The sequence below is a fragment of the Pseudomonas sp. NPDC087598 genome, assembly GCF_044743525.1.
In the GTDB taxonomy this organism is placed as follows: Bacteria; Pseudomonadota; Gammaproteobacteria; order Pseudomonadales; family Pseudomonadaceae; genus Aquipseudomonas.
The window spans coordinates 43,200-69,741 of record NZ_JBIUWQ010000003.1; the positions used below are offsets into that span (position 1 = coordinate 43,200).

A 26,542-nucleotide genomic window follows, 5' to 3' on the forward strand; every position below is an offset into this window, starting at 1 on the left:
TCTGCCGCTTTGCCACCTTGCTCTGCGCGCTTGCGTCTACGATGCTTGGATAACAACGACAACACCTGAGTAACCGCCATGAAGACCGTCGCCCAACTGCTCAAGCTCAAAGATCAGAAAAATCAGGAAGTGCACCAGATCAAACCTGATCACATGGTGCTCGAAGCGCTGATGAAGATGGCCGAGAAAAACGTCGGCGCCTTGCTGGTGGTGGAAAACGACGAAGTGGTCGGCATCATCAGCGAACGCGATTACGCGCGCAAACTGGTGCTGCATGGCCGCTCTTCGGTGGGCACGCCGGTTCGCGACATCATGGTGTCGAACGTGATCACCGTCGACACTCACCAGACCGTCGACACCTGCCTGGGCATCATGTCCGACAAACGCTTGCGCCACTTGCCGGTGGTGGAGAACGGCAAGCTGATCGGCCTGCTGTCGATCGGTGACCTGGTCAAGGAAGCGATTGCCGAACAGGCCGAGCTGATCAAGCAGCTGGAGCAGTACATTCGCGGGGAATAAATCGCAAAAACACCGCCGCCCCCCTGTAGGAGTGAGCCTGCTCGCGATAGCGGTCTGTCAGCTAAAAACAAGGTGGCTGACAGACCGCTATCGCGAGCAGGCTCACTCCTACATTTGGATAGGTGGTGGGTTCAGGCGGGCCAATGCCGGGCGAAGACCGGCGCCAGCACTGGATGCCGGTCAATCCGCTGCAACCACGCATAGAACCCCGGTCGCGCCTGACGCAAATGCTCGCGGCTCCCGGCCCAGCGCGTCACCACCGCCGCCAGCACATCCAGCGCTCCGGGCGTTTCGTCATCCAGGTACAACTCGCCAGAGAACTCGTCGGCGAACACCTCCCAACTCCAGTGCAAGCGCTCCCGAGCTCCGGCCATCAGGTTCTGCCGCGAAGCTTCGTCGGGCATTACCAGCCAGCGCTCGGGGTAATCGACCACACCGATGGCGGCGTAGCAGTTGCTGACGATGTAGATCAGACCGCGAATCGCCTGATCGCGAGCGGCAGCCTGCGCCGGCAGCAGGCCGGACTGAGGAAACGTCAGGCCCAGATGAATCAGGATCGCCGCACTCTCGGTGATCGCACTGCCGTCGGGCAACTGCAGAGTCGGGATCTGTTTCATCGGGTTGAGCTTGGCCAGCGCCTCGGCAGCCTCGGCACTGGCTTCGATATCAATGAAGCGATAGGCGATCTGGCACAACTCCAGCGCGGCTTCGATGGCGGCCGCGCCTGAATTTCTGTGCCCATACAGTTGATACATAAATCCCCCTTCGACTGACTTCCCATCCCCTGTGGCGAGGGAGCTTGCTCCCGCTCGGTTGCGAAGCGACCGCAAAACCCATCACCGCGATGTATCAGTTGTAGTGCATTTACCGGGTTTGGGTCTGCTTCGCAGCCCAGCGGGACGGGCGGCGTTCCGACAAGCTCCCTCGCCACTAGAGCGAATTTGTCAACAGTTGTATCGGTTTTGGCACGCTTTTCCCATGCACTCGCCACTTGCGAATTCAAACCTCGCAAAACAGCGCTTACGGTGCCCATCCCGCACCAAGAGCAATCATCGAACGCTATCCGCGTTCTTGTAAGGTGCGATACCGAACCAAAAGTTCGTGTATCCGAGCTGGCAACAAGGAGTTCACCGCGTGAATCTTCAATCGCTTTGCTGCATCACCCTCTGCTCGCCTCTTTGTGCACCACGCCAAGTTCATCTGAACAGTCCCGGCGGCCAACTCATTTACTTTATTACCTGACCCAATGACAGCGCGCGGCGTTCGGCGATGAGCTATTCGCCGACAGCGGCGTGCTATTTATTTTTTAAATATGACTCGAAATAGTATTGCGCAATTGCGGCATTAGATGAGCGAAAGCAGGATTGTCTAACAATAACTTTCAGCGACTCAGCAAGTGCACCAAAACAGCTCCAGTGACTTGAACTACTGAGCACTTCAAACATTGATTTCATTCAAACAAGAACAAGGAACATACCCCGTGACCCGCTAAAACATTGGCCCGCACCAAATCAGTCCGCCGCGCACCAGCAAGTGCCCCGGCCGCCAGCCACGCCGCCGCTCTATCCCGCCGATCAGCGTGATACCGCGTAGAGCCTGACTCGCCTCTGAAAAAGCTCCACTAACGGGAGTTACGGGAATCTGCTGGCCGGAGAAAAATCCCCACAAGGGCAAAACTTATATAAATGCGACATGGGTAACACTCATGAAATAAGCCTTCTACATTTCGGCAACATCTGGCACAGCGGTTGCAAAACAGAATTCGAGCAATCAACTGCAGGAGCTGCCGAAGGCTCCTACATAGAACAACACCAGGGAATGGCTAATGAACAGACGAAGTCGATAGCGCAAAGCCAGTAAGTTCGCACCAGCCTTGTTAACCGGATAGTTCAACTATCGGCTTGCGCACACCTTTAACAAAGTTGCACTCACCCACTCGAACATCCCCCACATGTTCGGACGGCAGCTTATTGCCCTTCATCAACCCGAGGGAGCTTTAATGAACGATGCGGTAAAGCACAGAACCCTGCCGGGGCCGTTGCGGGAAGCGCCGGTCCCGCCGCCACCGGGCAGGCCGGCATTCAAAGCCAATACCTCGCAACCCGGCGGGTTGAACAAACAGCAAATGGTCTTGTTGATCGCCGTGTCGGCGCTGATACATGGCGGTGCCTGGTGGTTTCTCCAGCAATCGCGACCAGAGCCGTTGCCGACGCCGCCACAGATCCCGGAAATGACCGTCGAACTCACCAGCCCGACGCCGCCCGCGCCGCCGACGCCTGAACCACCGCCACCGCCGCCGCCCCCGCCGGAACCTGAGCAACCGGTGGAAGACGAGGACGCGGTCAAGCCACCGCCGAAACCGGTGGAAAAACCCAAGCCCATCGAGAAACCGAAACCGGTCGAGAAGCCCAAACCGGTGAAGAAAGTCGAGCCGCCGAAAGCGCCGCCCGCTCCGGCACAACCGGCCGCCCCTGCTGCGCCGGCCACACCAAGCGCGCCAGCGGCTCCGGCCGCAGCGCCAGGCCCGGTGAAGGAATCGGCAGCGATTTCCGGCCTCGCCAGCCTCGGCAACCCACCGCCGGAATACCCGTCGCTGGCACTGCGGCGCAACTGGGAAGGCAGCGTGGTGCTGCGCATTCAGGTGTTGGCAAACGGTCGCGCCGGTTCAGTGACAGTCACCAAGTCCAGCGGCAAGCCGCAACTGGATGACGCGGCTGTCGCGGCGGTGAAGAACTGGAAGTTTATTCCGGCCAAGCGCGGTGACACGCCGATTGACGGCTTCGCGACCCAGACCATCGATTTCAAATTGCCGCAATAACCAACACTCAATCAACGCACAACCGAATAACGCAAGCGAGGTGTAACCATGAACGATTTGTCTTCGATGATTGTCCCCGGTGTGCTCTGGGGTCTGGTGCTGTTTTCCGTGGTCAGCTGGGCGATTCTGCTGGTCAAGTCGGCGCAATACCTGCGGCAGAAAGCGCAGAACAAACAATTCAGCAAAGCCTTCTGGGGCGCGCCGGACCTGCTCACCGCCGCCGAACACGCCAGCCAATATCCGGGCTCGCTGGCGCGCATCGCCAGCAGCGGTTTCGAAGCGCTGCTGGTGGAAGATTCGCCACGTACCACGCAACAACTGGCGCACACCATCAACCGTTCCGATCGGCTGGAGCGCAACCTGCGCCAGCAGATTCAGAAGGAGCGCCGCTCGCTGGAAAACGGCCAGGCAATCCTCGCCAGTATCGGCAGCACCGCGCCGTTCATTGGTCTGTTCGGCACCGTGTGGGGAATCATGGAAGCGCTGAAAAGCATCGGCGAAACCGGTTCGGCCAGCCTTGAAGCGGTCGCCGGGCCTATCGGTCACGCGTTGATCGCCACCGGCGTGGGTATCGCCGTCGCGGTGCCGGCGGTGTTGATTTACAACTTCTTCCTGCGTCGTCTGAAGCTCGCTTCGGCGGACATGGATGACTTCGCCCACGACTTCGACGCCCTCGCCTCGCGCAGTGCGTTTTCCATCAGCCGTCAGGCCATCGCCAGCAAAACCACAGCCGCCGTGCGGGAGGCCAGCTGATGTCTTTTTCCACTCAGGACAGCGATGAAGTGCTCAGCGAAATGAACGTCACGCCGCTGGTCGACGTGATGCTCGTGCTGCTGGTGGTGTTCATCGTCACCGCGCCGCTGATGACCAACGCGATCAAAGTAAACCTGCCGAAAACCGACGCCGTTGCCCCCGCCGAGAAAAAGGACCCGGTGGTGGTCAGCGTCGATCAGGACGGCAAGTTCTATCTGGCCAAGACCGAACTGGCCCCGGAATCTTTGGAGGCCAGCCTCAAGGAGGTCAAGGCCAAGGACGCCGAAGTCCGCGTGCAGTTGCAGGCCGACGCAGCCGTCAATTACGGCCAGGTGGCCAAGGCCATGGCGTCCATCGAACGCTCGGGCATCAGCAAGATTTCGGTGATGACCACCCACTGAGTGCGGTGTCGGGCGCGCACTGAAAACACGCGCCCGGCACCGCTGAAGAAATCCCGTCGCACTCGGCCGACCGAAAAAACGCTACGCGTCTTCGGAGGGGATCGGCTTGCTTGAAGAAAGTGGTTTTTCGCGGCGCGGCACCACCGTGACCTGCGCAATCAGGGCTCACAAGGCCATTTCGATAACGTCTGACAAAGTCGGAAACAACCATGCTGATGAACACTCCACGCTTTACGCTCAAACCTTTGGTGGCAACGATTTCTCGTCACCGTTTTGTTCCGTTGTATCTGGTGGCCATGGGGATGGGCGCCGGGACCGTGCTAGCGGCCGAGGACGACAACGTTGCCGTTCCGGCCGCTGCGGCGGTGGTTGCGCCCACCACGCAACTGCAACGGGTGGAAGTGACGGGTTCGGCGATTCGCCGGGTCGATGCCGAGACAGCCGTGCCGATCACCATTCTCAAGGCCGATGAACTGCGCAAACAGGGCGTGACCACCACCGCCGAACTGGTCCAGCGCATCACCGGCAGCCAGTCGATCAACAACAGTGCCGGCTCGGTTGGTTCAGCAACTGGCGGTGCATCGTTCGCCGACATGCGCGGCATCGGCGCGAACAAGACGCTGGTGCTGCTCAACGGTCGACGCCTGGCCAACAACGCCTTGTCTGGCACCAACTCGGCCGGCGGCGCGGTGGATCTGAACATGATCCCGTTCGCCGCCATCGAGCGCGTGGAAGTGCTGCGCGACGGCGCATCGGCGCTGTACGGCACCGACGCCATCGGAGGCGTGATCAACTTCATCACCAAAAAATCACTCACCGACGGCCAACTCACCCTCGGCGGCGAAACCCCGACCCACAGCGGCGGCGGTGCGACCAAAGACATGAGCGCCAGCTGGGGTTACGGCGATCTGGAAGAAGACCGCTTCAACGTCCTCGGCGTGTTCAACTACAACAAACAGCAGAACCTCGACGCCAACGACCGCTCGTTCGCCACCGACTACGCGCCCGGTCGCGGTCTCGATCAGACCTCCGGCACCGCGTTCCCCGGCAACTACAGCCAGAACGGCAACGCCACCAACCCGCTGGCCAACAGCAATTGCAACGGCCCCAACCTGATCGCCCGCGATGGCCTGTGCCGCTTCAGCACCCGCGAATACATCGACCTGGTGCCGCAAACCGAGAAGACCTCGTTCTTCGGCAAGACCACCGGCAAACTCAGCGACGACCACAACGTCAATCTCGAATACTTCTGGTCGCGTAACAACAACGCCACCGCCGTCGGCCCGGCGCCGTTGACCGGGCTGAGCCTGGACTCCTCGTCGCCCTACTATCCCGGCAACGGCATCACCCCGGCGCCAACCGGCTTTGCCCTCGACCCGACGCAACCGGTCGACGTCAACTGGCGTGAAACCGCCGCCGGCCCGCGTGAATCGAAAGACCAGAACACCAGCCAGCGCTTTCTGTTGAGTTTCGACGGTCTGGTCGGTGGCTGGGATTACAACGTCGGCGCGTCGTATAACCAGAACAAAATCGTCTCCAGCGTCACCAGTGGTTATGTCAGCGATCAGGCGATGATCAACGGTCTGGCCAGCGGTTTGCTTAACCCGTTCGGCCCGCAATCCGCTGCCGGCCAGCAGTACATCGACGCCGCCGCGTACCACGGCGCCTACTCCACCGCTGTCGGCCGTGTAGCCGGTTTCGATGGTCGTATCAGTCGTGAAATCGGCGACTGGTTCGGCGCCGGCCCGTCCGGTCTGGCCTTGGGTGGCGAGTACCGCAAAGAGAAATTCCATCAGGACTTCGAGTCGTTCGCTGGCGACATCCAGAGCCTCGGTATCGACCCGGCCGGCAGCGTCGAGGGTGATCGCAGCGTCAAAGCCGCGTACGCCGAAATCAACGTGCCGGTGCTCGACAGCCTCGAACTTTCGGCCGCCGTGCGCCACGACAAATACAGCGACTTCGGCAGCACCACCAACCCGAAATACTCGTTCCGCTATCAGCCGCTGAAAGAGCTGGTGGTGCGTGGCGCCTACAGCGAAGGTTTCCGTGCGCCGTCGCTATATGAGTTGTATTCGCCGCGCAGCATCACCTACACCCAGGGCTACTACAACGACCCGGTGCTGTGTACCGGCGGCGTGGTGCAACCGGGCGGCAATGGCGGGCGCGATTGCGGTCAGCAGTTCCTCAACCAGATCGGCGGCAACGAAGATCTGGCCCCGGAGAAGGCGCGCAACGTCACCCTTGGCTTCGTGTATCAGCCGATCAGCAACTTGTCGGTCGGTCTGGATTTCTGGTGGATTCACATCTCCAACCAGATCCAGCCGTTCCCGGAATCCACCGTGTTTGATCAGGCCGGCAGCTACCCGGATCGCTTCGTGCGCAACGCCGATGGCACGCTCAATTACATCGTCACCGGCAACGCCAACCTCGGCATCGTCGAAACCAATGGCGTCGATGTCTCGCTCGACTATCGCTTCCCGAACACCCCGTACGGCCAGTTCGGTCTGGGGCTGCAAGGCACGTACGTCGACGAGTACGACTTCCAGAGCACCATCAAAGGCCCGTTCACCGACAAGGTTGGCGATTTCGAGGGTGACGGCGTGATCGCGCGCTGGAAACACAACCTCACCGGCAGCTGGACCTTCGGCGCGGCGCGGGCGGCGCTGACCAACCGCTTCACCACCGGCTACAACGACTACGACCGCGACACCCATGCACGCGTGGCGTCGTATTCGGTGTGGGACCTGTCGGCCGGTTACACCTTCAAGGTGCTGGATGTCGATGCCGGGATGAAGAACGTGTTTGACCGCAACCCGCCGTTCTCCAACCAGGCTTACAACTTCCAGAGCGGTTATGACCCGCGCTACACCGACCCGCTGGGCCGTACGCTGTTTGCGCGCATGACGTATCACTTCTAAGGCAACAACACCGTAAAAACCGGGTGAATGCAAACCTTTGTGGCGAGGGAGCTTGCTCCCGCTTGAGTGCGCAGCACTCACAAAAATCTGCAGGGTTAGTCTGATTTTTGGGGCTGCTTCGCAGCCCGGCGGGAGCAAGCTCCCTCGCCACAGTTTTTAGCGCTGCTAGTGAGTTTTCGGGCCTAGAGGAAAAACTTCATGAAATTCATGCGCAACATGGCCGCTCTGCTGTTCGGCGGTGCGTTGCTGTGCAACGTCGTACCCGCGCTGGCTGGCGGCAGCTACGCGATGACGGTGTACGGCGAAGCGCCGAAGTATCCGGCTAACTTTCAGCATTTCGATTTCGTCGATCCGCACGCGCCCAAAGGTGGATCGCTTAGCCGCGCGTCGATGGAAATCGGCCAGTACAACTACATCGCGCCGTATGCCGATCAGGGCATTAGCGTGGTGCAGGTCAACGACTGGGTGTATTCGCCGCTGGCGTTTCGCTCGCTCGACGAGCCCTACACCGTCTACGGGCTGGTCGCGCAACAGATGGAGCGCGATCCTCAGGGTCTGTGGGTACGTTTCACCTTGAATCCCAAGGCACGCTTCGCCGATGGCGCACCCATCACCGCCGAAGACGTGCGCTACACCTTCAATCTGCTGATGACCAAGGGCAGCCTGAGCTATCGCCAGCAATACGCTGACGTGCAAGACGTGCTGATCGAAGGCCCTCGGCAGGTGCGCTTCACCTTCAAGAACAACCTCAACCGCACGTTGGCGCTGGATCTGGCGACGATGCGTATCGTCCCCGAGCACTGGTGGAAAACCCGCGACTTCGCCAATGGCGGCGGTTTCGAGCCACCGTTGGGCAGCGGGCCATATCGGGTGAGCAAGGTCGACGCCGGACGCAGCATCAGTTTCGAACGGGAGGCGGATTGGTGGGGCAAGGACCTGCCGGTCAGTCGCGGCATGTACAACTTCGACACCCTCACGGTGAATTTCTACGGCGACACCGACGTCGCCCGCCAGTTGTTGCAGGCCGGTGCGTTCGACTACAACCGCGAGTTTTCCTCCTCCGGATACGTGGTCGGTTACGACAGTCCGGCGCTGCGTGACGGGCGCTTGCAGCAATCGATTCTGGCACCGGAAAAACCGACCGCCGCCCAAGGTTTCGTGTTCAACCTGCAGAACCCGATCTTCCAGGATCGCCGGGTGCGTCAGGCGATCAGCCTGTTGTGGGATTTCGAGTGGACCAACAAGCAGATGATGCGCGGCTTCTATGTGCGCCAGAACAGCTTCTGGCCAAAAAGCGAAATGGCCGCCACCGCGCTCCCGGACGCCGAAGAATTGAAGATCCTCGAACCGTTGCGCGGGCAGGTCCCCGACGAGGTTTTCACCACGGTGTATGAGGCACCGAAAACCGATGGCAGCGGCTACATCCGCGACAAGCAACTGCAAGCTTTGAAGCTGCTCGCCGAGGCGGGCTGGACAGCGAAAAGCAATCGTCTGGTCAACGCTGACGGCGAGCCGCTGGAATTCACTTTCCTCGACGGTCAGGGCGGTTTCGACCGCATGCTGCTGCCGTTCAAGCGCACCCTCGCGCAGATCGGCATCACCCTCAATCTGCGACGCATCGATTCGGCGCAATACGTCAACCGGCTCAACGCCCGGGACTACGACATGATCGTCACCAGTTTCCCGCGCAGTGGCGATCCGATCGTCTCGCCGGGGCGTGAGCTGTACAGCCTCTATGCCTCGCAAAGTGCCACGCAAATCGGCAGTTCCAACTCGATGGTGTTGGCCAATCCGGCGGTCGATCAACTGATCGACGGGCTGGTGCAGGCCAACACCCGCGAGGCCATGGTGCATTACGCCCGCGACCTCGACCGGGTGCTGCAATGGGGTTACTACATGATTCCCAACTACTACTCCAAGGGCACGCCGACGGTGTATCAGAACCGCTTCGGCATGCCGCCCGTGCAACCGGCGTACGACGAAGGCCTCAACACCTGGTGGGAGGTCTCGGCGAAGCCGTTGACCGCTCAGCAGATGCACAGCCAACTCGCGGGGGGCCAGTGACATGCTGCGTTATCTGAGTCGACGCCTGTTGCTGATCATCCCGACGCTGCTGTGCATTCTGGTGGTCAATTTTCTGATTGTGCAGGCCGCGCCGGGTGGCCCGGTGGAGCAAGCCATCGCCCGCCTGCAGGGCTTCGGCGGGCACAGCATGGGCGGTGGTGGCGAGGTTGCCGCGACGGGTGGTGCCGGGCGCAGCAGCCGCGGGCTGGACCCGGCGCTGATCGAGGAAATCAAGCACCACTACGGCTTCGACAAACCCATGCATGAACGCCTGTGGCTGATGCTGAAAAACTACGCGCAGCTGGATCTGGGCAGCAGTTTCTTTCGCGGCGCCAAGGTCACCGACCTGATCGCGCAGAAGTTGCCGGTGTCGCTGTCGCTGGGGCTGTGGGCGACGCTGATCACTTACCTGATTTCGATCCCGCTGGGCATTCGCAAAGCGATCAAGAACGGTAGCGCGTTCGATGTCTGGAGCAGCACGGCGATCATCATCGGTTATGCGATGCCGGCATTTCTCTTCGCGATTCTGCTGATCGTGGTGTTCGCCGGTGGCAGCTACGTCAACTGGTTTCCGGTGCAGGGGCTGGTCTCGGATAACTTCGACAGCCTCAGCACCTTGGGCAAGATCGGCGACTACCTCTGGCACTTGGTGTTGCCGGTGACGGCGCTGGTGATCGGTGGTTTCGCCACGCTGACCATCCTCACCAAAAACAGCTTCCTCAACGAGATCAGCCGCCAATACGTGATCACCGCACGGGCCAAGGGTCTGACCGAAAGGCGCGTGCTCTACGGCCATGTGTTTCGCAACGCGATGCTGCTGGTGGTCGCGGGTGTGCCGTCGGCGCTGATCGAGGTGTTCTTCGCCGGCTCGCTGTTGATCGAAACCATCTTCAACCTCGATGGCCTCGGGCGCATGAGTTACGAAGCGGCCGTGTCGCGGGACTATCCGGTGGTGTTCGGCGCGCTGTTTCTGTTCACCCTGTTCGGCCTGCTGATCAAGCTGATCGGCGACCTCTGCTACACCCTGCTCGACCCGCGCATCGACTTCTCGGCGAGGACTGCCTGATGTTCACTCTTTCTCCTCTCGGTCAGCGTCGCGTTGCACAGTTCAAGGCCAATCGGCGCGGTCGCTGGTCATTGTGGCTGTTTATCGGCCTGTGCCTGATCTGCCTCGGCGGCGAACTGATCGCCAACGACAAACCGCTGGTGATCCGCTACCACAACGCCTTGTACTTCCCGATTCTGAGCGATTACCTGGAGACCGATTTCGGCGGCGAACTGCCGTTCCAGCCGGATTACGCCAGCGGCTACGTGCACAAACTGATCGAGGATCAGGGCGGCTGGATGCTGTTTCCACCGATCCCGTTCAGCTACGACACGGTCAATTACGACCTTACCGAACCCGCGCCGAGTCCGCCCTCCTCGAGCAATTGGCTGGGCACTGACGATCAGGCTCGCGACGTGTTGGCGCGGGTGATTTTCGGCACGCGGATTTCGATCCTGTTTGCCTTGATCCTGACCGGTATCAGCGCACTGATCGGCATTGTTGCCGGAGCGTTGCAGGGCTATTACGGCGGCTGGGTCGACTTGCTCGGGCAGCGGGTTCTGGAAATCTGGTCGGGGTTGCCGGTGCTGTACCTGCTGATCATTTTGTCCGGATTCGTCTCGCCGAGTTTCTGGTGGCTGCTGGGGATCATGGCGCTGTTTTCGTGGCTGGCGCTGGTCGATGTGGTGCGCGCCGAGTTTCTCCGTGGGCGCAATCTGGAATACGTCAAAGCCGCGCGGGCCTTGGGCCTGACCGACAGCGAACTGATGCGTCGGCACATTCTGCCCAACGCGATGACCTCCACCCTCACCTACCTGCCGTTCATTCTGACCGGTGCCATTGCCACGCTGACTGCACTGGATTTTCTCGGCTTCGGCATGCCGGCCGGCACCGCGTCGCTGGGCGAGTTGATCGGTCAGGCCAAGCGCAATCTGCAAGCGCCGTGGCTGGGGCTGACGGCGTTTTTCGCCCTGGCGCTGATTTTGTCTTTGTTGGTTTTTATTGGTGAGGCTTGCCGTGATGCGTTCGATCCACGATCTTGATCCCCGGAGCTGACATGAAAGACCATTTGATCGAAATCCGCGACCTGCGCGTCGCCTTCGCCGGGCAGGAAGTGGTGCACGGTTTGAACCTGGATATTCGTCGCGGCGAGTGCCTGGCGCTGGTCGGTGAATCCGGCTCTGGCAAGTCGGTGACGGCGCATTCGATCCTGCGCTTGCTGCCGGGCAATAACGTCAGCAGTAGCGGCTCGATCCGCTACAACGGCGTCGACTTGTTGCACGCCAGCGAGCAGCAGATGCGCGGTTTGCGTGGCAACCGTATCGCGATGATTTTTCAGGAGCCGATGACCTCGCTGAACCCGCTGCACACCGTGGAAAAGCAGGTCAGCGAAGTGCTGGAAATTCACAAGGGGCTGAAGGGCCGCGCTGCCCGTGAGCGGACGTTGGAGTTGCTGGAACTGGTCGGTATTCGCCAACCCTTGCAGCGCTTGAAAGCCTATCCGCACCAGCTCTCCGGTGGCCAGCGGCAACGGGTGATGATCGCCATGGCGCTGGCCAACGAACCGCAATTGTTGATCGCCGACGAGCCGACCACCGCGCTGGACGTGACCGTGCAGCAGAAGATTCTCGAACTGCTGATCGAGTTGCAGCAGCGCCTCGGCATGTCGTTGCTGTTGATCAGCCATGACCTCAATCTGGTGCGGCGCATCGCTCAGCGGGTCTGCGTGATGCGTCATGGTGAAATCGTCGAAGAGGCTGATTGCGAAACGCTGTTCCGCGCGCCGCAGCATCCGTACAGCCGTTTGCTGATCGAGGCCGAACCGAGCGGCGCACCGGTGGCCAGTCAGTACGATCACAACCTGCTGGAAGTCGATGACCTGAAAGTCTGGTTCCCGTTGCCCAAGGCGTTGTTCAGTCGTCAGCAGGATTACATCAAAGCCGTGGACGGGGTGAGTTTCACCCTGCAACGCGGCAAGACGCTGGGGATCGTCGGCGAATCCGGTTCGGGCAAGTCGACGCTGGGCCAGGCGATCCTGCGGCTGGTGGAATCGGAGGGCAATATTCGCTTCGGCAACAAGCAACTGAGCCTGCTCAACCAGCGATTGATGCGGCCGTTGCGGCGGCAGATTCAGGTGGTTTTCCAGGACCCGTTCGGCAGCCTCAGCCCACGGATGTCGGTGCAGCAGATCATTGCCGAAGGTCTGCTGACCCATGGCATCGGCACCGAAGCCGAGCGTGAGGCAGCGGTGATTCGCGTGTTGGGCGAAGTCGGCCTCGATCCGCAGAGTCGTCATCGTTACCCCCACGAATTTTCCGGCGGTCAGCGCCAGCGTATCTCCATCGCCCGAGCACTGGTGCTGGAGCCGGCGCTGATTCTGCTGGATGAACCGACGTCGGCGCTGGATCGCACGGTGCAGAAGCAGGTCGTCGAGTTGTTGCGGCAATTGCAGATCAAGCATGGGCTGACGTATCTGTTCATCAGCCATGATCTGGCAGTGGTGCATGCGTTGGCGCATGACTTGATGGTGATCAAGGATGGCAAGGTGGTTGAACAGGGTTCGTCACGGCAGATTTTTGCGGCGCCGCAGCATCCGTACACCCAGGAACTGCTGAAAGCCTCTAGCCTGAAGCCAGATTCCAAACCCTGTGGGAGCGAGCCTGCTCGCGAATACGGTGTGTCAGTCACATGAATGCTGACTGATCCGGCGCCTTCGCGAGCAGGCTCGCTCCCACAGGGAAGGTCAGTGGGGTTTGAAATTTATTTGCCGGGCACTGCATCCAAATGCCTCCGCCATGGGTAGTCCCTGTAACAGCCCTCTTTGGCTGCCAGCGATCTACCCTTTTCGGAGAAACACTGATGAACATCACCCAGCTGATTGGCTTCACCGGTTTGCTCGCAGTCGCCTCGACGTCCTTTGCTCAAAGCAGCTATCCCGACGCCATCAAAGTCCCGGATGGCCACAAGATTTCGATGGAAACCACCGGGGTTGGCGAGATCACTTACGAATGCCGCGACAAGCCCAATGCGGCCGGGCAGACCGAATGGATTTTCGTCGGCCCCAAAGCCGTGCTCAATGATCGCAGCGGCAAACAGGTCGGCACCTACTTCGGCCCGCCGGCCACCTGGCAGGCCAAGGACGGTTCGAAAATCACCGGCACGCAATTAGCCGTGGCACCGTCGAGCCCGGGCAACCTGCCTTATCAACTGGTCAAGGCCAACCCGGCCGAGGGTAAAGGCGCGATGAGTGGTGTGAGCTACATCCAGCGCGTTGCACTCAAGGGCGGCGTGGCACCGGCGAGCGAATGCACGGCGGCGAACAAGGGCAAGCAGGAAGTGGTGAAGTACCAGGCGGATTACATTTTCTGGGCGGCGAACTGAGGTCACAGGCCCTACACAAAACCTGTGGGAGCGGGCTTGCCCGCGATAGCGGTAGATCAGTGAAGAAGAAGTTGGCTGACACGACGCCATCGCGGGCAAGCCCGCTCCCACAGGGTTCTGTGTGATGAAGTTAAATGTGAGCTAGATTGCACGACATGTCTTTGCCTGAACCGGTGTTCGATTATGAAGCCCGTCTCGCTGCCTGCGCTCGCGGCGAGCGCTCGGCCCTGCGTGATTTGTATGTGCAGGAAGGCTCGCGTCTGCTCGGCGTGGCCAAGCGTCTGGTGCGCGACACGGCGCTGGCGGAGGACATCGTGCATGAGGCGTTCATCAAGATCTGGAACGGTGCCGCCGGGTTTGATCCGGCGCGTGGTTCGGCGCGTGGCTGGATGTTCAGCGTGACCCGGCATCTGGCGCTGAATCTGTTGCGAGATCAGGGTCGGGAAACGCCGTTCAGCGACGATCACGAATTGACCACGCATGACGATGAGGCCTTCGATGTACACGCGCATTCCGCGCGCATCCATCGCTGCCTCGAACAACTCGATGCGCAACGCCGGCGCTGCATCCTCCACGCCTACGTCGATGGTTACAGCCACGCGCAAATATCCGCTCGCCTCGACACGCCGCTGGGCACCGTCAAAGCCTGGATCAAGCGCAGCCTCAATGCGTTGCGGGAGTGCATGGGATGACCACCGAATCGGCGCAGGACCGCGATGAACTGGCCGGCGAGTACGTGCTCGGCACTCTATCCGCCGAACAGCGCAGCGAGGTGCAGAAACGTCTGGCGCATGAGCCGCAGCTGCGCTCGGCAGTGGATGCCTGGGAGCGGCGACTGCTGGAGCTGACGGATATCGCCACGCCACAACAGCCGTCGGCACAGTTGTGGCAACGGATCGAACGCAGCGTTGAACGCCTCACGCAAAAAACGCCTGCCACCTCATGGTGGAATCTGCTGCCGCTGTGGCGCGGTTTGAGTGCTGTCGGGCTGGCCGCGACATTGATACTGGGCTCGATTCTGCTGACCCAGACCACGCCGAAACCGAGTTATCTGGTGGTGTTGGTTGCGCCACAGGACAAGGCGCCGGGCTGGGTGATCCAGGCCAGCAATGCCCACGAGATTCAGTTGATTCCACTGGGAGTGGTCGAGGTGCCGGCAGACAAGGCGCTGGAATTCTGGACCAAGGCTGACGGCTGGCAAGGCCCGGTGTCACTCGGCCTGGTCAAGCCGGGGCAAGCGCTGTCAGTGCCGCTGGACAAGTTGCCGCCGCTGCAACCCAATCAGCTATTCGAGCTGACGCTGGAAGGCGCCAACGGCTCGCCGATCGGCAAACCGACCGGGCCGATTCAGGCGATCGGGCGTGCGGTGAAGGTGTTGTAGGGCTCTGGCGCGGGGGTGCTGGCAATCATCATTGGCGTCGATGTTCACCATTACATCAATGAAGTTCTCATAAAAAATCCCGGGCGTAACATCGGCTCCATACCAACCAACAACACCCCCGGAGCACACCATCATGAAACGCCAAACCATCCTCGGCATCGCTTTCTCGGTTTTCGCAATCAACGCTTTCGCCGCTACCCCGGCCCACACCATGATCGCTGAAGGCGGTTCGGACAAACTGATCGAAAGCCGTGTGGCTGAAGGTGGTTCGGATCGTCTGATCGAACGTCGCGTCGCTGAAGGTGGTTCGGATCGTCTGCTCGAACGTCGCGTCGCTGAAGGTGGTTCGGATCGTCTGCTTGAACGCCGCGTCGCTGAAGGTGGTTCGGATCGTCTGATCGAACGCCGCGTCGCTGAAGGTGGTTCGGATCGTCTGCTTGAACGCCGCGTCGCCTGAATGAATGGCGTTACCGCAACAACCCAGAGAAACCCGGCTCCCGTCAGCCGGGTTTTTTACGTCTGGGTGAATCAGCCGCCCTTGGCCATGCAGCGGTTGTAACGTTCATCCACGCGTTTGGCGAACCACGCCGTGGTGAGTTTTCGGGTGATTTTCGGGCTCTGCAGCACGATCCCCGGCAACACCGCACGCGGCAGCTTTTTCCCCTCCGCTTGCTCCGCCAATTCGAATACCCGTTGATAGAGTCTGGTCTCTTCGAATTCCAGGGTTTTGCCCTTCTCCAATTGATCGCGAATCGTCGGGTTGCGCATGCCCAGCGACTTGCCGAGGGTGCGTACCGCGAGTTCGGTAGTGCCGGGCATGATCGAGTCGTAGCGAATCAAGTCACCGTCCAGCGCCAGCGGAATACCCGAGGCACGGCTCACTGCATTCTGAAACGCCGCGTTGCGGCTGGCGTACCAACCGGCGTTGAAGTCGGCGAAGCGATACAGCGGTTCGCGATAGCTGACCGGATAACCGAGCAAGTGTGCGATACCGAAATACATGCCACCGCGCCGGCTGAACACTTCATGGCGAATGGTGCCGTCCACCGGGTACGGGTAATCCTTGGCGTGTTGCTCGGCAAATTCGATGCTGACCTGCATCGGTCCGCCGGTGTGCACCGGGTTGAAGCCACCGAACAGCGTACGGCCCATCGGCACCCGGCCGATGAAGTCATCGAAAATCGCACTCAACTCTTTTTCGCTGCGCGCCGCGCTCAGACGTTCGCTGTAGGTTTTTCCGTTGGTCGAACGCACTTGCAGGGCGCCGCTGACCAGCAGGCTGGGGATATGCACTTTGGCGGCACGCCGGTCGATTTCGTCACGGGCGATCTTGCCGAGGCCAGGCACTGTCGGGTCAGCCTGAAAGGTGGATTCCTGTTCGGCCACGGCGAGCACCGAGCAGAGATTCTGTGTCGTCGGGCTGATGTTCTGTGCAGCAAACGCGGCATAGATATCCGTGGCCCAGCCTTGGCGGTCGGCGGTTTTCGCGGGCATCAGGCGCACGATTTCGGCCTTCACTTCGGCGGGGGCACGGGGTACAGGCTCGCTGCTGCGCTGACCGGCGCAACCAGCCAGCACCAGCAGCGCGGCGAGGGTAATCAGTAATCGGGGGGCGTGCATGTTGCTCCATCCAGTCCGTTGAGCCGGGTTCACCATACGATCAATGGGATTCCACAAGCCAGACTTTCACAGACCTTGCTGTGAGGGGATTTATCTGTGGCGAGGGGATTTATCCCCGATGGGGCGCGAAGCGGCCCCGCTTTTGATTTCCAAGGGGCCTGCTGCGCAGTCCATCGGGGATAAATCCCCTCGCCACAAGGAAGCAAATCAAGCCTTGGATTAAAGGTTTCAGCCAGTAATGACAAACTGATTGCAAAACGTTACTGAGAAAAACTATCATTTGCACCTGGAGTCGCATTTGCGCAAGGAGTTCCCGCGCCGCCTTAACTTTTCTCACCGGCCGTGCGCCTCCAGGTACAAAAATGCCCGCTCCAGCTCGACTTGCCGTGCCCTTCCGTCCGACGCTTCTCGCCCTGCTGTGCTCCCTGACCATCACCGCCCACGCTGCTGAAGATGACAACAAAGCGCTGGTGCTGGACGACGTCAACGTCAACGCGCAAGCCCCGACGCCAAACGCCCTGCCCCCGGTATATTCCGGTGGTCAGGTTGCCCGTGGCGGTCAGCTCGGCGTGTTGGGCAATCAGGACATGATGGACGTGCCGTTCAGCGCAGCCTCCTACACCGAGCAACTGATCCAGGATCAGCAAGCCGAAGACGTCGCCGATGTGCTGCTCAACGATTCCTCGGTGCGCCAGGCTTCCGGTTTCTCCAACCAAGCGCAGGTGTTCATGATTCGCGGCCTGCCGCTGAATGGCGATGACATTTCCTATAACGGCCTCTACGGCGTACTGCCGCGGCAGATCATTTCCACCGACGCCCTGGAGCGCGTGGAAGTATTCAAAGGCCCGAACGCCTTCATCAATGGCGTGACCCCGACCGGTTCGGGCATCGGCGGCGGCGTCAACCTGCAGCCAAAACGCGCCGGCGATGTGCCGCTGCGCCGCTATACCACCGACATCAACAGTGAAGGCCGTGTCGGTCATCACTTCGATATCGGTCAGCGTTTCGGTGAAGACAACCGTTTCGGCGCACGGATCAACCTGTCGCAACGTGAAGGCGATACCGGGATCGACCACGAGAACCAACGCTCGAAACTGTTCGCCATCGGCCTTGACTATCGCGGCGATGCGCTGCGGATTTCCGGCGACTTCGCTTACCAGAAAGAGCGCGTCAACGGTGGCCGCAACTCGGTCAACCTCGGCACCGCCACGCACATTCCGGACGCACCATCGGCGGACACCAACTACGCGCCGAAGTGGGGTTACACCGACATCGAAGACACCTTCGGCATGCTTCGCGCCGAATATGACCTCAACGACAACTGGACCGCCTACGCTGCCGGTGGCGCCAAGCACACCCGCGAAGTCGGCCGCTACAATTCGACCACGCTGGTCGGCAACAATGGCGCGTCGTTCACCACTGGCTCGTTCATCCCCCACGATGAAGACAACACCAGCGTGATGGCCGGCCTCAACGGCAAGTTCAACACCGGTCCTGTCAGCCACAAGGTCAACTTCGGCCTGACCGGCATCTGGGCCGAGCAGCGCAGCGCCTACGACTTCGACCTGACCAAGTACGCCAACAACATCTATCACCCGGTGAACACGCCGGCGCCGGTCGGCAACTTTTCCGGCGGCGACCTCAATGACCCGGGCATCGTCGGCAAGACCTTCAACCGCAGCATCGCGCTTTCCGACACCCTCGGCTTCTTCGACGATCGCCTGCTGATCACCGCTGGCCTGCGTCGTCAGCAAATGGTTGTGCAAGGCTACAACTATGCGAGTTGGGGCAGCGGCGACCGTAAATCGAGCTACGACGAGTCGATCACCACACCGGTCTACGGCCTTGTGTTCAAGCCATGGGAGCACGTGTCGTTCTATGCCAACCACATTGAAGGTCTGGCCAAGGGACCGACCTCGCCGACCAGCAGCGGTGGATTTCGTGTGACCAACGGCAACGAAGTCTACGCACCGGCACGTTCCAAGCAGACCGAAGCCGGGGTAAAAGTCGACATGGGCACTTACGGCGCGAGCCTGGGTGTGTATCGCATCGAGCAACCGAGCGACGGTTACTGTGAAATCAGCAGCGCCACCACCTGCACCTACGTGCGTAAAGGCGAGCAGATCAACAAAGGCGTGGAACTGAATGTGTTTGGCGAGCCAATCAACGGCCTGCGCCTGATCAGCGGCCTGACCCTGATGGACACCGAACTGAAAAACACCCTCAACGGCGCCAACGACGGCAACCATGCGATCGGCGTGCCGACCTTCCAGTTCAACGCCGGCGCCGACTGGGACGTACCGGGCCTGCAAGGTGTAGCGCTGAATGCGCGGATGCTGCGCACTGGCGGTCAATACGCCGATGCGGCGAACAACCTCAGCCTGCCGACCTGGAACCGCTTCGACGCGGGTGCGCGTTACGCCTTCAAGGTGTCGGAGAAAGACGTGACGTTGCGTCTGGGCGTCGAGAACCTGGCCAACAAGAAGTACTGGGAATCGGCCCAGGGTGGTTATCTGACTCAGGGTGAACCGCGCGTGGCGAAGTTGTCGGGGACTATCGACTTCTAAACCGCTGCCGAACACCCACCCCTGTGGCGAGGGAGCTTGCTCCCGCTGGGTCGCGAAGCGGCCCTCGCTTCTTTGACAGAAGCGGACTGCTGCACAGTCCGGCGGGAGCCAGCGCCCTCGCCACAGAATCTCTGCCAGAAATCAAAAAGGCCCCGCCGCCCCAACGCTGCGGGGCCTTTTCCGTCTGGCTGACAAACTGGCCGCCCCGCCCTGCTGATCCATACTTACTGCACAGCCAAAGGAGGACAGCCCCATGAACCGCAGCGACGTACTGATCATTGGCGCCGGCCCGACCGGACTGGTGCTGGCCCTGTGGCTGAGCAAACTCGGGGTTCGCGTGCGCATCATCGACAAGACCTCAGCCCCCGGCACCACCTCCCGGGCGCTGGCGGTGCAGGCGCGCACGCTGGAGTTGTATCGGCAACTGGATCTCGCTGACACCATCGTGCGTAACGGCCATCGCGTCGCGGCAGCGAATTTCTGGGTCAACGGCAAACCGGTCGCGCAATTGCCGCTCAATCGCATCGGCGAAGGCCTGACACCTTATGCGTTCGTCGAAATCTTCCCGCAGGACGAGCACGAACGGCTGCTGATCGATCGGCTTGAAGACTATGGCGTGAGCGTCGAACGCAACACCACGCTGGAGAGTTTCGAGGAAACCGGCGAAGGTCTCATCGCCCATTTACGCCTGCCCGATGGCGAACAGGAAATCTGCCAGGCCTGCTACCTGGCAGGCAGCGACGGAGCCCGTTCGGTGGTGCGTAAAACCCTCGACACCGGTTTCCCCGGTGGCACCTATCAACAGATTTTCTACGTGGCGGATGTCCAGGCCAGTGGCCCGGCGATGAATGGCGAGCTGCATCTGGATCTGGATGAAGCGGACTTTCTCGCGGTCTTTCCGCTGGCCGGAGAAGGCCGCGCACGGTTGATCGGCACTGTGCGCGACGAACGTGCGGAACGCGTCGAAACACTGGAGTTTTCTGACGTCAGCAGCCGCGCCATCGAGCACCTGAAAGTGCACATCGAGGAGGTCAACTGGTTCTCCACCTATCGCGTGCATCACCGGGTGGCGGAGCACTTTCGCAATGGTCGCGTGTTCCTGCTCGGGGATGCAGCCCACGTGCACAGCCCGGCGGGCGGTCAGGGCATGAACACCGGCATCGGTGATGCGATCAATCTGGCGTGGAAACTCGCGGCGGTCATCAGCGGTGGCGCCGAGACCAGACTGCTCGACAGCTACGAAACCGAACGCATCGCTTTCGCCCGCAAACTGGTGTCGACCACCGACAAAGTCTTCAGCTTCGTCACCGCCGAGGGGCGCATGGCTGATCTGCTGCGCATGCGCGTCGCACCGTTTCTGATTCCAAAAATGGCCTCGTTCGAAGCCAGCCGCGAATTTCTCTTCCGCACCGTGTCGCAAGTCACCCTCAACTATCGCGGCATGCCGCTCAGCCAGGGCATGGCCGGACACGTCCACGGCGGTGACCGCTTGCCGTGGGCGCATGACGGTGAAGGGGATAACTACGAGCCGCTGCGCCAGCCGTGCTGGCAGGTGCATGTGTACGGCGACACCAGCGACGAGATGATCGAATGGTGCAACGAACATCACCTGCCGCTGCATGTGTTCGACTGGCGACCGGCGTTTGAGACGGCGGGATTGGGGCGTAACGGCTTCTATTTGCTGCGCCCGGATACGTACGTGGCGATTGCCGAGAACAGCGCCGACCCCAAAGTAATCGAACGCTACTTCCGCGACCACGGCATCCGGCCGTTCTTCAATTGCCCCTGACACACCACAAAAATGTGGGAGCGAGCCTGCTCGCTCCCACAGGGGTAATGCGTTGGACGTCAGATCCCGGCCAGGGCCAGGTCCATCGCGAAATACGTGAAGATCAAATCCGCTCCCGCACGCTTGATCGCGCCCAGGCTTTCGCGCACCACACGATCCTCATCAATCGCCCCGGCCTGTGCGCCGAACTTGATCATCGCGTACTCGCCACTCACCTGATACGCCGCCAGCGGCAGGTTCGAGGCCTCGCGGATATCACGGATGATGTCCAGATACGCGCCGGCCGGTTTGACCATCAGCGAATCAGCGCCTTCCTGCTCGTCAAGCAGCGATTCACGCAGGGCTTCACGGCGGTTCATCGGGTTCATCTGATAGCTTTTACGGTCGCCCTTGAGCGCACTTCCACCGGCCTCGCGGAACGGGCCGTAGAGCGCCGAAGCGAATTTTGTCGAATACGCCATGATCGGAATCTGGGTGAAACCGGCTGCATCGAGGGCCTGGCGAATCGCCCGTACCTGGCCGTCCATCGCCGCCGACGGCGCAATCACGTCAGCGCCGGCGCGGGCCGCCGCTACAGCCTGTTTGCCGAGGTTGATCAGGGTCTGGTCGTTGTCGACTTCATGGTTGTGCATCACGCCACAGTGGCCGTGATCGGTGTACTCGCAGAAGCAGGTGTCGGACATCACGATCATTTCCGGCACGGCATCCTTGGCGATGCGCGACATGCGCGAGACCAGACCGTTTTCACGCCAGGTGTCGCTGCCGTTGCTGTCCAGATGATGGGACACGCCAAAGGTCATCACCGACTTGATGCCGGCGCGGGCATAGCGCTCGATCTCGCTGGCCAGTTTGCGCTCGGGAATGCGCATCACGCCGGGCATGCTGTTGATCGGCACGAAGTCGTCGATTTCTTCTTCGACGAAAATCGGCAGCACCAGATCGTTCAGACTGAACTCGGTTTCCTGGAACAGACTGCGCAGGCTCGCATTGCGGCGCAGACGGCGGGGACGTGCTTCGGGGAACTGACTGGACATGGGGCTTTCCTGAAACCTGCAGATGAGACGAAAGTCGTAGGGGGCGAAGCTTATGCCTTGCGGGGGTTGGCGTACAAACCTGGATCAATCAAGAGTGCATTACCGAGCGCGCAATAATCCCTGAGAACACTCAGGATCCTTGTGGGAGCTGGCTTGCCAGCGATAGCGGTGGTTCAGTCAACATAGATGTCGACTCTGACGGCCTCATCGCTGGCAAGCCAGCTCCCACAGGTTTTGGGTAGATAGCGATTACGAAGGAATCGTCAAACCACGTACCACCGCCGGCCGCGCCAGAAAGCGCTCCAGTACGCGGGTGACATTCGGGAAGTTCTGGATACCGACCAGGTCGCCCGCCTCATAAAAACCGATCAGGTTGCGCACCCACGGGAACGTCGCGATGTCGGCAATGGTGTACCGCTCGCCCATGATCCAGTCGCGGCCTTCCAGGCGTGTGTCGAGCACCTTGAGCAGGCGTTTGCTTTCATCGACGTAGCGGTCACGCGGACGTTTGTCCTCGTAGTCCTTGCCAGCGAATTTGTTGAAGAAACCGAGCTGGCCGAACATCGGACCGATGCCGCCCATCTGGAACATCAGCCACTGAATGGTTTCGTAACGCAGCGCGCCTTCCTGGGCCAATAACTGGCCGCTCTTGTCAGCGAGGTAAATCAGAATCGCGCCGGACTCGAACAGCGGCAAAGGCTGATCTTGCGGGCCGTGGGGATCGAGGATCGCCGGGATCTTGTTGTTCGGGTTCAGCGAGAGGAACTCCGGGGACAACTGGTCGTTGGTGTCGAAACCGACGCGGTGCGGCTCGTACGGCAGGCCGATCTCTTCCAGCATGATCGAGACTTTGACGCCGTTGGGGGTCGGCAATGAGTAGAGCTGAATCCAGTCAGGGTACTGCGCCGGCCATTTCTGGCTGATCGGGAACGCGGACAGATCGGTCATGGGAAGCATCCAGTCACAATTTAAAACCCGATCATAATGTAGGCGCTGCCGAAGGCTGCGATCTTTTGATATTGAGCCTTCAAGCAAGATCAAAAGATCGCAGCCTTCGGCGGCTCCTACAGGAACCGTAACATTCAGTGATTAATCTCCTCCGCAAGCCGATCCTGGTTGCCGTTAGAGTGCCGCGCACTCGTGCGAATCGAACCAACCGGCCTCAGAGGACTCTGAGTTAAGCCTTTCGCAAGGGAAGCGCAACACGACATGGAAAACACCCGGTGCTGGGAGCCTGCGGTGTAAAGGTTTGTCAGCCTTAACCGAACACGCTGAAGACCCTCTTAATCCATGACGAACCTTATGCGTTTCGCCAAACGTTTCAAACATCGCGCGTATGTGGCCCTGCCCTCCCTGTTGGCGGTCAGCGCGCTGTTCCTGTCGCTGGAGTCCAGCGAAAGCCGTGCGCAACCGGTCGATGGCACCCAGACCCTGGTGTTCCTGCGTCACGCGGAAAAACCGGAGGGCGGTCTCGGCCAGCTCAATTGCCAGGGGCTGAACCGCGCAATCGACCTGTCGACGCTGTTGCCGGAAAAATTCGGCAAGGCCGATTATGTGTTCGCCGCCAACCCGACACGCAATGTCGAGGAAGGCGAACTGGACAATTCCTACAGCTACATTCGCCCGTTGATGACCATCAGCCCAGCCGCGATCAAGCTTGGCCTGCCGGTGAACATCGAGTTCTCGGCCAACGACACCAGCGACCTGGCGCGTGAACTGCTCGAAGACAAGTATCACAACTCGACGATCTACACCGCGTGGTCGCACGGTTATCTGCCGGAACTGATCAACAAAGTGGCCGGCAACGCCGTTGGCGAAAAGCAAACCATCACCAAGGACTGGGATGGTGGCGATTTTGACTCGCTGTATGTGCTGACGCTGACCTGGCACAACGGCAAGGCCAGCCTGCAGAGCCACAGCTACAAGCAAGGGCTGGACAATGGCAAGGCGACTTGCCCGACCTGAGTTTTTTGCTGTCAGTCGGGCCTCATCGCTGGCAAGCCAGCTCCCACAGGTTTTTGGGTGATGCCTATATTGGCAGTCAGCACAAAACACTGTGGGAGCTGGCTTGCCAGCGAAGAGGCCAGCCGCTACAACCTCAAATCTTCTGATTCACCCGCTCACGCAGATACTCAAGCACCGCCCCGCGCTCTCCCGCGAACTCGATCCGTCCGCCCTTCTTCTCGCGTTGAAACACATACATCGGGTCGTAATATTCGCGCAGCAATCCTTCGATCCAGCCCCGGTGCAAATCCACCGCGCCGCTGCGCTCCTGCTCGGCCAGGGCGTCTTCCATCAGAATCAACATACGCCGATGGCGCTCGCCACCGAGACGTTTCTGCACGTTGTTCAAACTGTCCAGCAAGCGCTCGGCAAACAAGGCAAAACCCTGCTCACCATGCACCTGTGAAAACTCCGCCGACAGATCCACCACGTAATCACGCAGGATCCGCTCGACACGATCCTCAAAACTGTCTTCCAGCCAAACCATCGGGTATTGCTGCATGCCCTGATACAGCGGCAGCGGCAAGGCACAACTGCCCACGACCCGGCTTTCGTCCTCCAGCACGAACTGTTCGATCCCGGCATCGCGCTTCTTCAGAACATCGATGGTCAGACGGTTTTCGAAATCGATGTTCGAAGGCTGTCCGGTGGCGCGTTTGCCGAAGCTTGAACCGCGATGATTGGCGTGACCTTCCAGATCCAGTCCGTTGCGCAATTGCACCAGCACTTCGGTCTTGCCAGTGCCGGTCATGCCGCCCAGCAAAACGAAATCGCACTGTGCAATGGCTTGCTCAAGCGTGTCGATGAGGAAGTTGCGCATCGCCTTGTAACCGCCGCCGATGCGCGGGTAGTCGATGCCCGCCTCGTCGCGCAGCCACTGTTGCGTGATCTGCGAACGCAGGCCACCACGAAAGCAATACAAGTAACCGTCAGGATGCGCCCGGGCGAAGTCGGCCCAGGCCTGGATGCGCTCGGCCTTGACGGCGCCAGACACCAGTTGATGACCCAGTTCGATGGCGGCCTGCTGCCCGTGCTGCTTGTAACAAGTGCCGATCTTCTGCCGCTCGATGTCATTCATCAGCGGCAGATTGATCACGCCGGGGAACGCGCCTTTGTGAAACTCGACCGGCGCACGGGCGTCCATCAGCGGTCGGTCGTTGAGGAAAATATCGCGGTAGTCGGTGCAGTCGCGGAGCATCAAATCACCTCGACTGCGTTCGTCTGTCGCTCAACCAGTTCGCCGATTGGCGCAAGGTTCAGGCCCAGTTCTTCGGCGACGGCGAGGAATTCGTCATTGCCTTCAGGGGTGACGGCAATCAACAGACCGCCGCTGGTTTGCGGGTCGCACAGCACGCGTTTGTGCAGCTCTTGCACGCGACCGACCTTGCTTGAATAACTGTCGAAATTGCGCAACGTGCCGCCAGGCACACAGCCCTGATCGAGGTAGTACTCGACGCTCTCCAGACGCGGAACCCGGTCGTAGGCAATACGCGCAGTGAGTTGGCTGCCGTCAGCCATTTCCACCAAATGCCCGAGCAGGCCGAAACCGGTGACGTCGGTCATCGCGGTGACGCCGGCGAGCTTACCGAAACGGCTGCCGGGTTTGTTCAGGGTGCACATCCAGTCGCGGGCGACGCCGACGTCGCTGTGGCGCAATTTGCCCTTTTTCTCCGCCGTGGTGAGGATGCCGATGCCCAGCGGTTTGGTCAGGTACAACAGGCAACCGGCAGTTGCGGTGTCGTTGCGCTTCATGTGACGTTTTTCCACCAGACCGGTGACGGCCAGGCCGAAAATCGGTTCCGGCGCATCGATCGAGTGCCCGCCCGCCAAAGGAATACCCGCCGCATCACACACCGCGCGACCGCCACGAATCACTTCCCGCGCCACCTCCGGCGCCAGCACATTGACCGGCCAGCCGAGGATCGCAATCGCCATCAATGGATCGCCGCCCATCGCATAGATGTCGCTGATCGCATTGGTCGCGGCAATGCGGCCGAAGTCGAAAGGGTCATCGACAATCGGCATGAAGAAGTCGGTGGTCGACACCACACCACGCTCGGCATCGATCTCGTACACCGCCGCGTCATCACGCGAGGCATTGCCGACCCACAGTTTCGGATCAAGATTCTGCGCCCCGCTGCCGGCCAGAATCACCTCCAGCACCTGCGGGGAAATCTTGCAGCCGCAACCGGCACCGTGGCTGTATTGGGTCAGACGAATCGGCTCGCTCATGGGGAGAGTCTCTGGC

Annotated in this window: 22 protein-coding genes; 16 read left to right on the forward strand and 6 right to left on the reverse strand. The window is 60.5% G+C overall.

All coding sequences use genetic code 11. The annotated features are described in order from the left end of the window. Positions 1-78: 78 nt before the first annotated feature. Complete coding sequence (locus ACIOWE_RS02695; protein ID WP_401387047.1) at positions 79-519, forward strand: CBS domain-containing protein; 441 nt, start codon at positions 79-81, stop codon at positions 517-519. 131 nt (positions 520-650) lie between these two features. On the opposite strand, the gene ACIOWE_RS02700 is transcribed toward ACIOWE_RS02695, so the two are convergent. Continuing rightward, positions 651-1,274, reverse strand: a complete 624-nt coding sequence (locus ACIOWE_RS02700; RefSeq protein WP_401387050.1) for a glutathione S-transferase N-terminal domain-containing protein — start codon at positions 1,272-1,274, stop codon at positions 651-653. Positions 1,275-2,518: 1,244 nt separating this feature from the next. Between ACIOWE_RS02700 and ACIOWE_RS02705 the strand changes: the two genes are divergently transcribed. The 12 genes from ACIOWE_RS02705 to ACIOWE_RS02760 all read left to right on the forward strand — a co-directional run bounded on the left by ACIOWE_RS02705 (position 2,519) and on the right by ACIOWE_RS02760 (position 15,737). Next, a complete protein-coding gene (locus ACIOWE_RS02705) occupies positions 2,519-3,337 on the forward strand; it encodes an energy transducer TonB (protein ID WP_401387053.1) in 819 nt (272 codons plus the stop codon). Between the two features lie 66 nt (positions 3,338-3,403). After that, a complete protein-coding gene (locus ACIOWE_RS02710) occupies positions 3,404-4,090 on the forward strand; it encodes a MotA/TolQ/ExbB proton channel family protein (protein WP_371748312.1) in 687 nt (228 codons plus the stop codon). Continuing rightward, entirely contained in the window at positions 4,090-4,491 is a 402-nt protein-coding gene (locus ACIOWE_RS02715; RefSeq protein WP_016775377.1) for a biopolymer transporter ExbD, read from the forward strand. Before ACIOWE_RS02710 ends, ACIOWE_RS02715 begins: the two co-directional genes overlap by 1 nt. 209 nt (positions 4,492-4,700) lie before the next feature. Next, positions 4,701-7,409 (forward strand): TonB-dependent receptor, encoded by a 2,709-nt coding sequence (locus ACIOWE_RS02720; protein WP_401387056.1) that lies wholly within the window; start codon positions 4,701-4,703, stop codon positions 7,407-7,409. Between the two features lie 198 nt (positions 7,410-7,607). Next, a complete protein-coding gene (locus tag ACIOWE_RS02725) occupies positions 7,608-9,473 on the forward strand; it encodes an extracellular solute-binding protein (RefSeq protein WP_401387059.1) in 1,866 nt (621 codons plus the stop codon). A 1-nt stretch (position 9,474) separates the two neighbouring features. Then, a complete protein-coding gene (locus tag ACIOWE_RS02730; RefSeq protein ID WP_401387062.1) occupies positions 9,475-10,539 on the forward strand; it encodes a microcin C ABC transporter permease YejB in 1,065 nt (354 codons plus the stop codon). Further along, the gene (locus ACIOWE_RS02735; RefSeq protein ID WP_401387065.1) at positions 10,539-11,561 is read left to right on the forward strand and encodes an ABC transporter permease; all 1,023 of its coding nucleotides are present in this window, start codon (positions 10,539-10,541) and stop codon (positions 11,559-11,561) included. The genes ACIOWE_RS02730 and ACIOWE_RS02735 overlap by 1 nt, the downstream gene beginning before the upstream one ends. A gap of 14 nt (positions 11,562-11,575) precedes the next feature. Then, positions 11,576-13,210: an ABC transporter ATP-binding protein gene (locus ACIOWE_RS02740; RefSeq protein WP_401387068.1), complete on the forward strand. Its 1,635-nt coding sequence runs from the start codon at positions 11,576-11,578 to the stop codon at positions 13,208-13,210. A gap of 167 nt (positions 13,211-13,377) precedes the next feature. Further along, positions 13,378-13,899, forward strand: a complete 522-nt coding sequence (locus tag ACIOWE_RS02745) for a DUF3455 domain-containing protein (protein ID WP_401387071.1) — start codon at positions 13,378-13,380, stop codon at positions 13,897-13,899. Between the two features lie 155 nt (positions 13,900-14,054). Continuing rightward, on the forward strand, positions 14,055-14,591 hold the full coding sequence (locus ACIOWE_RS02750) for a sigma-70 family RNA polymerase sigma factor (protein WP_401387074.1): 537 nt from the start codon (positions 14,055-14,057) through the stop codon (positions 14,589-14,591). After that, the gene (locus ACIOWE_RS02755) at positions 14,588-15,280 is read left to right on the forward strand and encodes an anti-sigma factor domain-containing protein (protein ID WP_401387076.1); all 693 of its coding nucleotides are present in this window, start codon (positions 14,588-14,590) and stop codon (positions 15,278-15,280) included. Before ACIOWE_RS02750 ends, ACIOWE_RS02755 begins: the two co-directional genes overlap by 4 nt. 133 nt (positions 15,281-15,413) lie before the next feature. Next, a complete protein-coding gene (locus tag ACIOWE_RS02760) occupies positions 15,414-15,737 on the forward strand; it encodes a hypothetical protein (RefSeq protein WP_401387079.1) in 324 nt (107 codons plus the stop codon). 71 nt (positions 15,738-15,808) lie between these two features. On the opposite strand, the gene ACIOWE_RS02765 is transcribed toward ACIOWE_RS02760, so the two are convergent. Further along, a complete protein-coding gene (locus ACIOWE_RS02765; protein ID WP_401387082.1) occupies positions 15,809-16,900 on the reverse strand; it encodes a DUF1615 domain-containing protein in 1,092 nt (363 codons plus the stop codon). Positions 16,901-17,262: 362 nt separating this feature from the next. Between ACIOWE_RS02765 and ACIOWE_RS02770 the strand changes: the two genes are divergently transcribed. Then, positions 17,263-19,467, forward strand: coding sequence for a TonB-dependent receptor (locus tag ACIOWE_RS02770; RefSeq protein ID WP_401387085.1), 2,205 nt, complete (start codon positions 17,263-17,265; stop codon positions 19,465-19,467). 253 nt (positions 19,468-19,720) lie between these two features. Beyond that, positions 19,721-21,256 (forward strand): FAD-dependent oxidoreductase, encoded by a 1,536-nt coding sequence (locus ACIOWE_RS02775; protein WP_401387088.1) that lies wholly within the window; start codon positions 19,721-19,723, stop codon positions 21,254-21,256. Between the two features lie 59 nt (positions 21,257-21,315). Here ACIOWE_RS02775 and hemB read toward each other — a convergent pair whose 3' ends face one another. Together hemB and ACIOWE_RS02785 are read right to left on the reverse strand one after the other, a co-directional pair. Beyond that, complete coding sequence (gene hemB, locus ACIOWE_RS02780; protein WP_201237542.1) at positions 21,316-22,290, reverse strand: porphobilinogen synthase; 975 nt, start codon at positions 22,288-22,290, stop codon at positions 21,316-21,318. Positions 22,291-22,539: 249 nt separating this feature from the next. Beyond that, entirely contained in the window at positions 22,540-23,238 is a 699-nt protein-coding gene (locus ACIOWE_RS02785) for a glutathione binding-like protein (RefSeq protein WP_401387091.1), read from the reverse strand. A gap of 342 nt (positions 23,239-23,580) precedes the next feature. Between ACIOWE_RS02785 and ACIOWE_RS02790 the strand changes: the two genes are divergently transcribed. Next, positions 23,581-24,255 (forward strand): histidine phosphatase family protein, encoded by a 675-nt coding sequence (locus ACIOWE_RS02790; protein ID WP_201237540.1) that lies wholly within the window; start codon positions 23,581-23,583, stop codon positions 24,253-24,255. Between the two features lie 133 nt (positions 24,256-24,388). On the opposite strand, the gene mnmH is transcribed toward ACIOWE_RS02790, so the two are convergent. Then, complete coding sequence (gene mnmH / locus ACIOWE_RS02795; protein WP_401387094.1) at positions 24,389-25,492, reverse strand: tRNA 2-selenouridine(34) synthase MnmH; 1,104 nt, start codon at positions 25,490-25,492, stop codon at positions 24,389-24,391. Beyond that, entirely contained in the window at positions 25,492-26,526 is a 1,035-nt protein-coding gene (gene selD / locus ACIOWE_RS02800) for a selenide, water dikinase SelD (RefSeq protein WP_201237538.1), read from the reverse strand. Before selD ends, mnmH begins: the two co-directional genes overlap by 1 nt. Positions 26,527-26,542 lie beyond the last annotated feature (16 nt).

Excerpts from the sequence above, each read along its gene's own strand:
- ACIOWE_RS02710 (WP_371748312.1), top strand. The coding sequence starts at position 3,404 with ATGATTGTCCCCGGTGTGCTCTGGGGTCTGGTGCTGTTTTCCGTGGTC.
- ACIOWE_RS02755 (WP_401387076.1), top strand. The coding sequence starts at position 14,588 with ATGACCACCGAATCGGCGCAGGACCGCGATGAACTGGCCGGCGAGTAC.
- ACIOWE_RS02740 (WP_401387068.1), top strand. The coding sequence starts at position 11,576 with ATGAAAGACCATTTGATCGAAATCCGCGACCTGCGCGTCGCCTTCGCC.
- ACIOWE_RS02705 (WP_401387053.1), top strand. The coding sequence starts at position 2,519 with ATGAACGATGCGGTAAAGCACAGAACCCTGCCGGGGCCGTTGCGGGAA.
- ACIOWE_RS02770 (WP_401387085.1), top strand. The coding sequence starts at position 17,263 with ATGCCCGCTCCAGCTCGACTTGCCGTGCCCTTCCGTCCGACGCTTCTC.
- ACIOWE_RS02715 (WP_016775377.1), top strand. The coding sequence starts at position 4,090 with ATGTCTTTTTCCACTCAGGACAGCGATGAAGTGCTCAGCGAAATGAAC.
- ACIOWE_RS02700 (WP_401387050.1), bottom strand. The coding sequence starts at position 1,274 with ATGTATCAACTGTATGGGCACAGAAATTCAGGCGCGGCCGCCATCGAA.
- selD (WP_201237538.1), bottom strand. The coding sequence starts at position 26,526 with ATGAGCGAGCCGATTCGTCTGACCCAATACAGCCACGGTGCCGGTTGC.
- ACIOWE_RS02750 (WP_401387074.1), top strand. The coding sequence starts at position 14,055 with ATGTCTTTGCCTGAACCGGTGTTCGATTATGAAGCCCGTCTCGCTGCC.
- ACIOWE_RS02735 (WP_401387065.1), top strand. The coding sequence starts at position 10,539 with ATGTTCACTCTTTCTCCTCTCGGTCAGCGTCGCGTTGCACAGTTCAAG.
- ACIOWE_RS02745 (WP_401387071.1), top strand. The coding sequence starts at position 13,378 with ATGAACATCACCCAGCTGATTGGCTTCACCGGTTTGCTCGCAGTCGCC.
- hemB (WP_201237542.1), bottom strand. The coding sequence starts at position 22,290 with ATGTCCAGTCAGTTCCCCGAAGCACGTCCCCGCCGTCTGCGCCGCAAT.
- ACIOWE_RS02785 (WP_401387091.1), bottom strand. The coding sequence starts at position 23,238 with ATGACCGATCTGTCCGCGTTCCCGATCAGCCAGAAATGGCCGGCGCAG.
- ACIOWE_RS02730 (WP_401387062.1), top strand. The coding sequence starts at position 9,475 with ATGCTGCGTTATCTGAGTCGACGCCTGTTGCTGATCATCCCGACGCTG.
- ACIOWE_RS02725 (WP_401387059.1), top strand. The coding sequence starts at position 7,608 with ATGAAATTCATGCGCAACATGGCCGCTCTGCTGTTCGGCGGTGCGTTG.
- ACIOWE_RS02720 (WP_401387056.1), top strand. The coding sequence starts at position 4,701 with ATGCTGATGAACACTCCACGCTTTACGCTCAAACCTTTGGTGGCAACG.
- ACIOWE_RS02790 (WP_201237540.1), top strand. The coding sequence starts at position 23,581 with ATGACGAACCTTATGCGTTTCGCCAAACGTTTCAAACATCGCGCGTAT.
- mnmH (WP_401387094.1), bottom strand. The coding sequence starts at position 25,492 with ATGCTCCGCGACTGCACCGACTACCGCGATATTTTCCTCAACGACCGA.
- ACIOWE_RS02695 (WP_401387047.1), top strand. The coding sequence starts at position 79 with ATGAAGACCGTCGCCCAACTGCTCAAGCTCAAAGATCAGAAAAATCAG.
- ACIOWE_RS02765 (WP_401387082.1), bottom strand. The coding sequence starts at position 16,900 with ATGCACGCCCCCCGATTACTGATTACCCTCGCCGCGCTGCTGGTGCTG.
- ACIOWE_RS02775 (WP_401387088.1), top strand. The coding sequence starts at position 19,721 with ATGAACCGCAGCGACGTACTGATCATTGGCGCCGGCCCGACCGGACTG.
- ACIOWE_RS02760 (WP_401387079.1), top strand. The coding sequence starts at position 15,414 with ATGAAACGCCAAACCATCCTCGGCATCGCTTTCTCGGTTTTCGCAATC.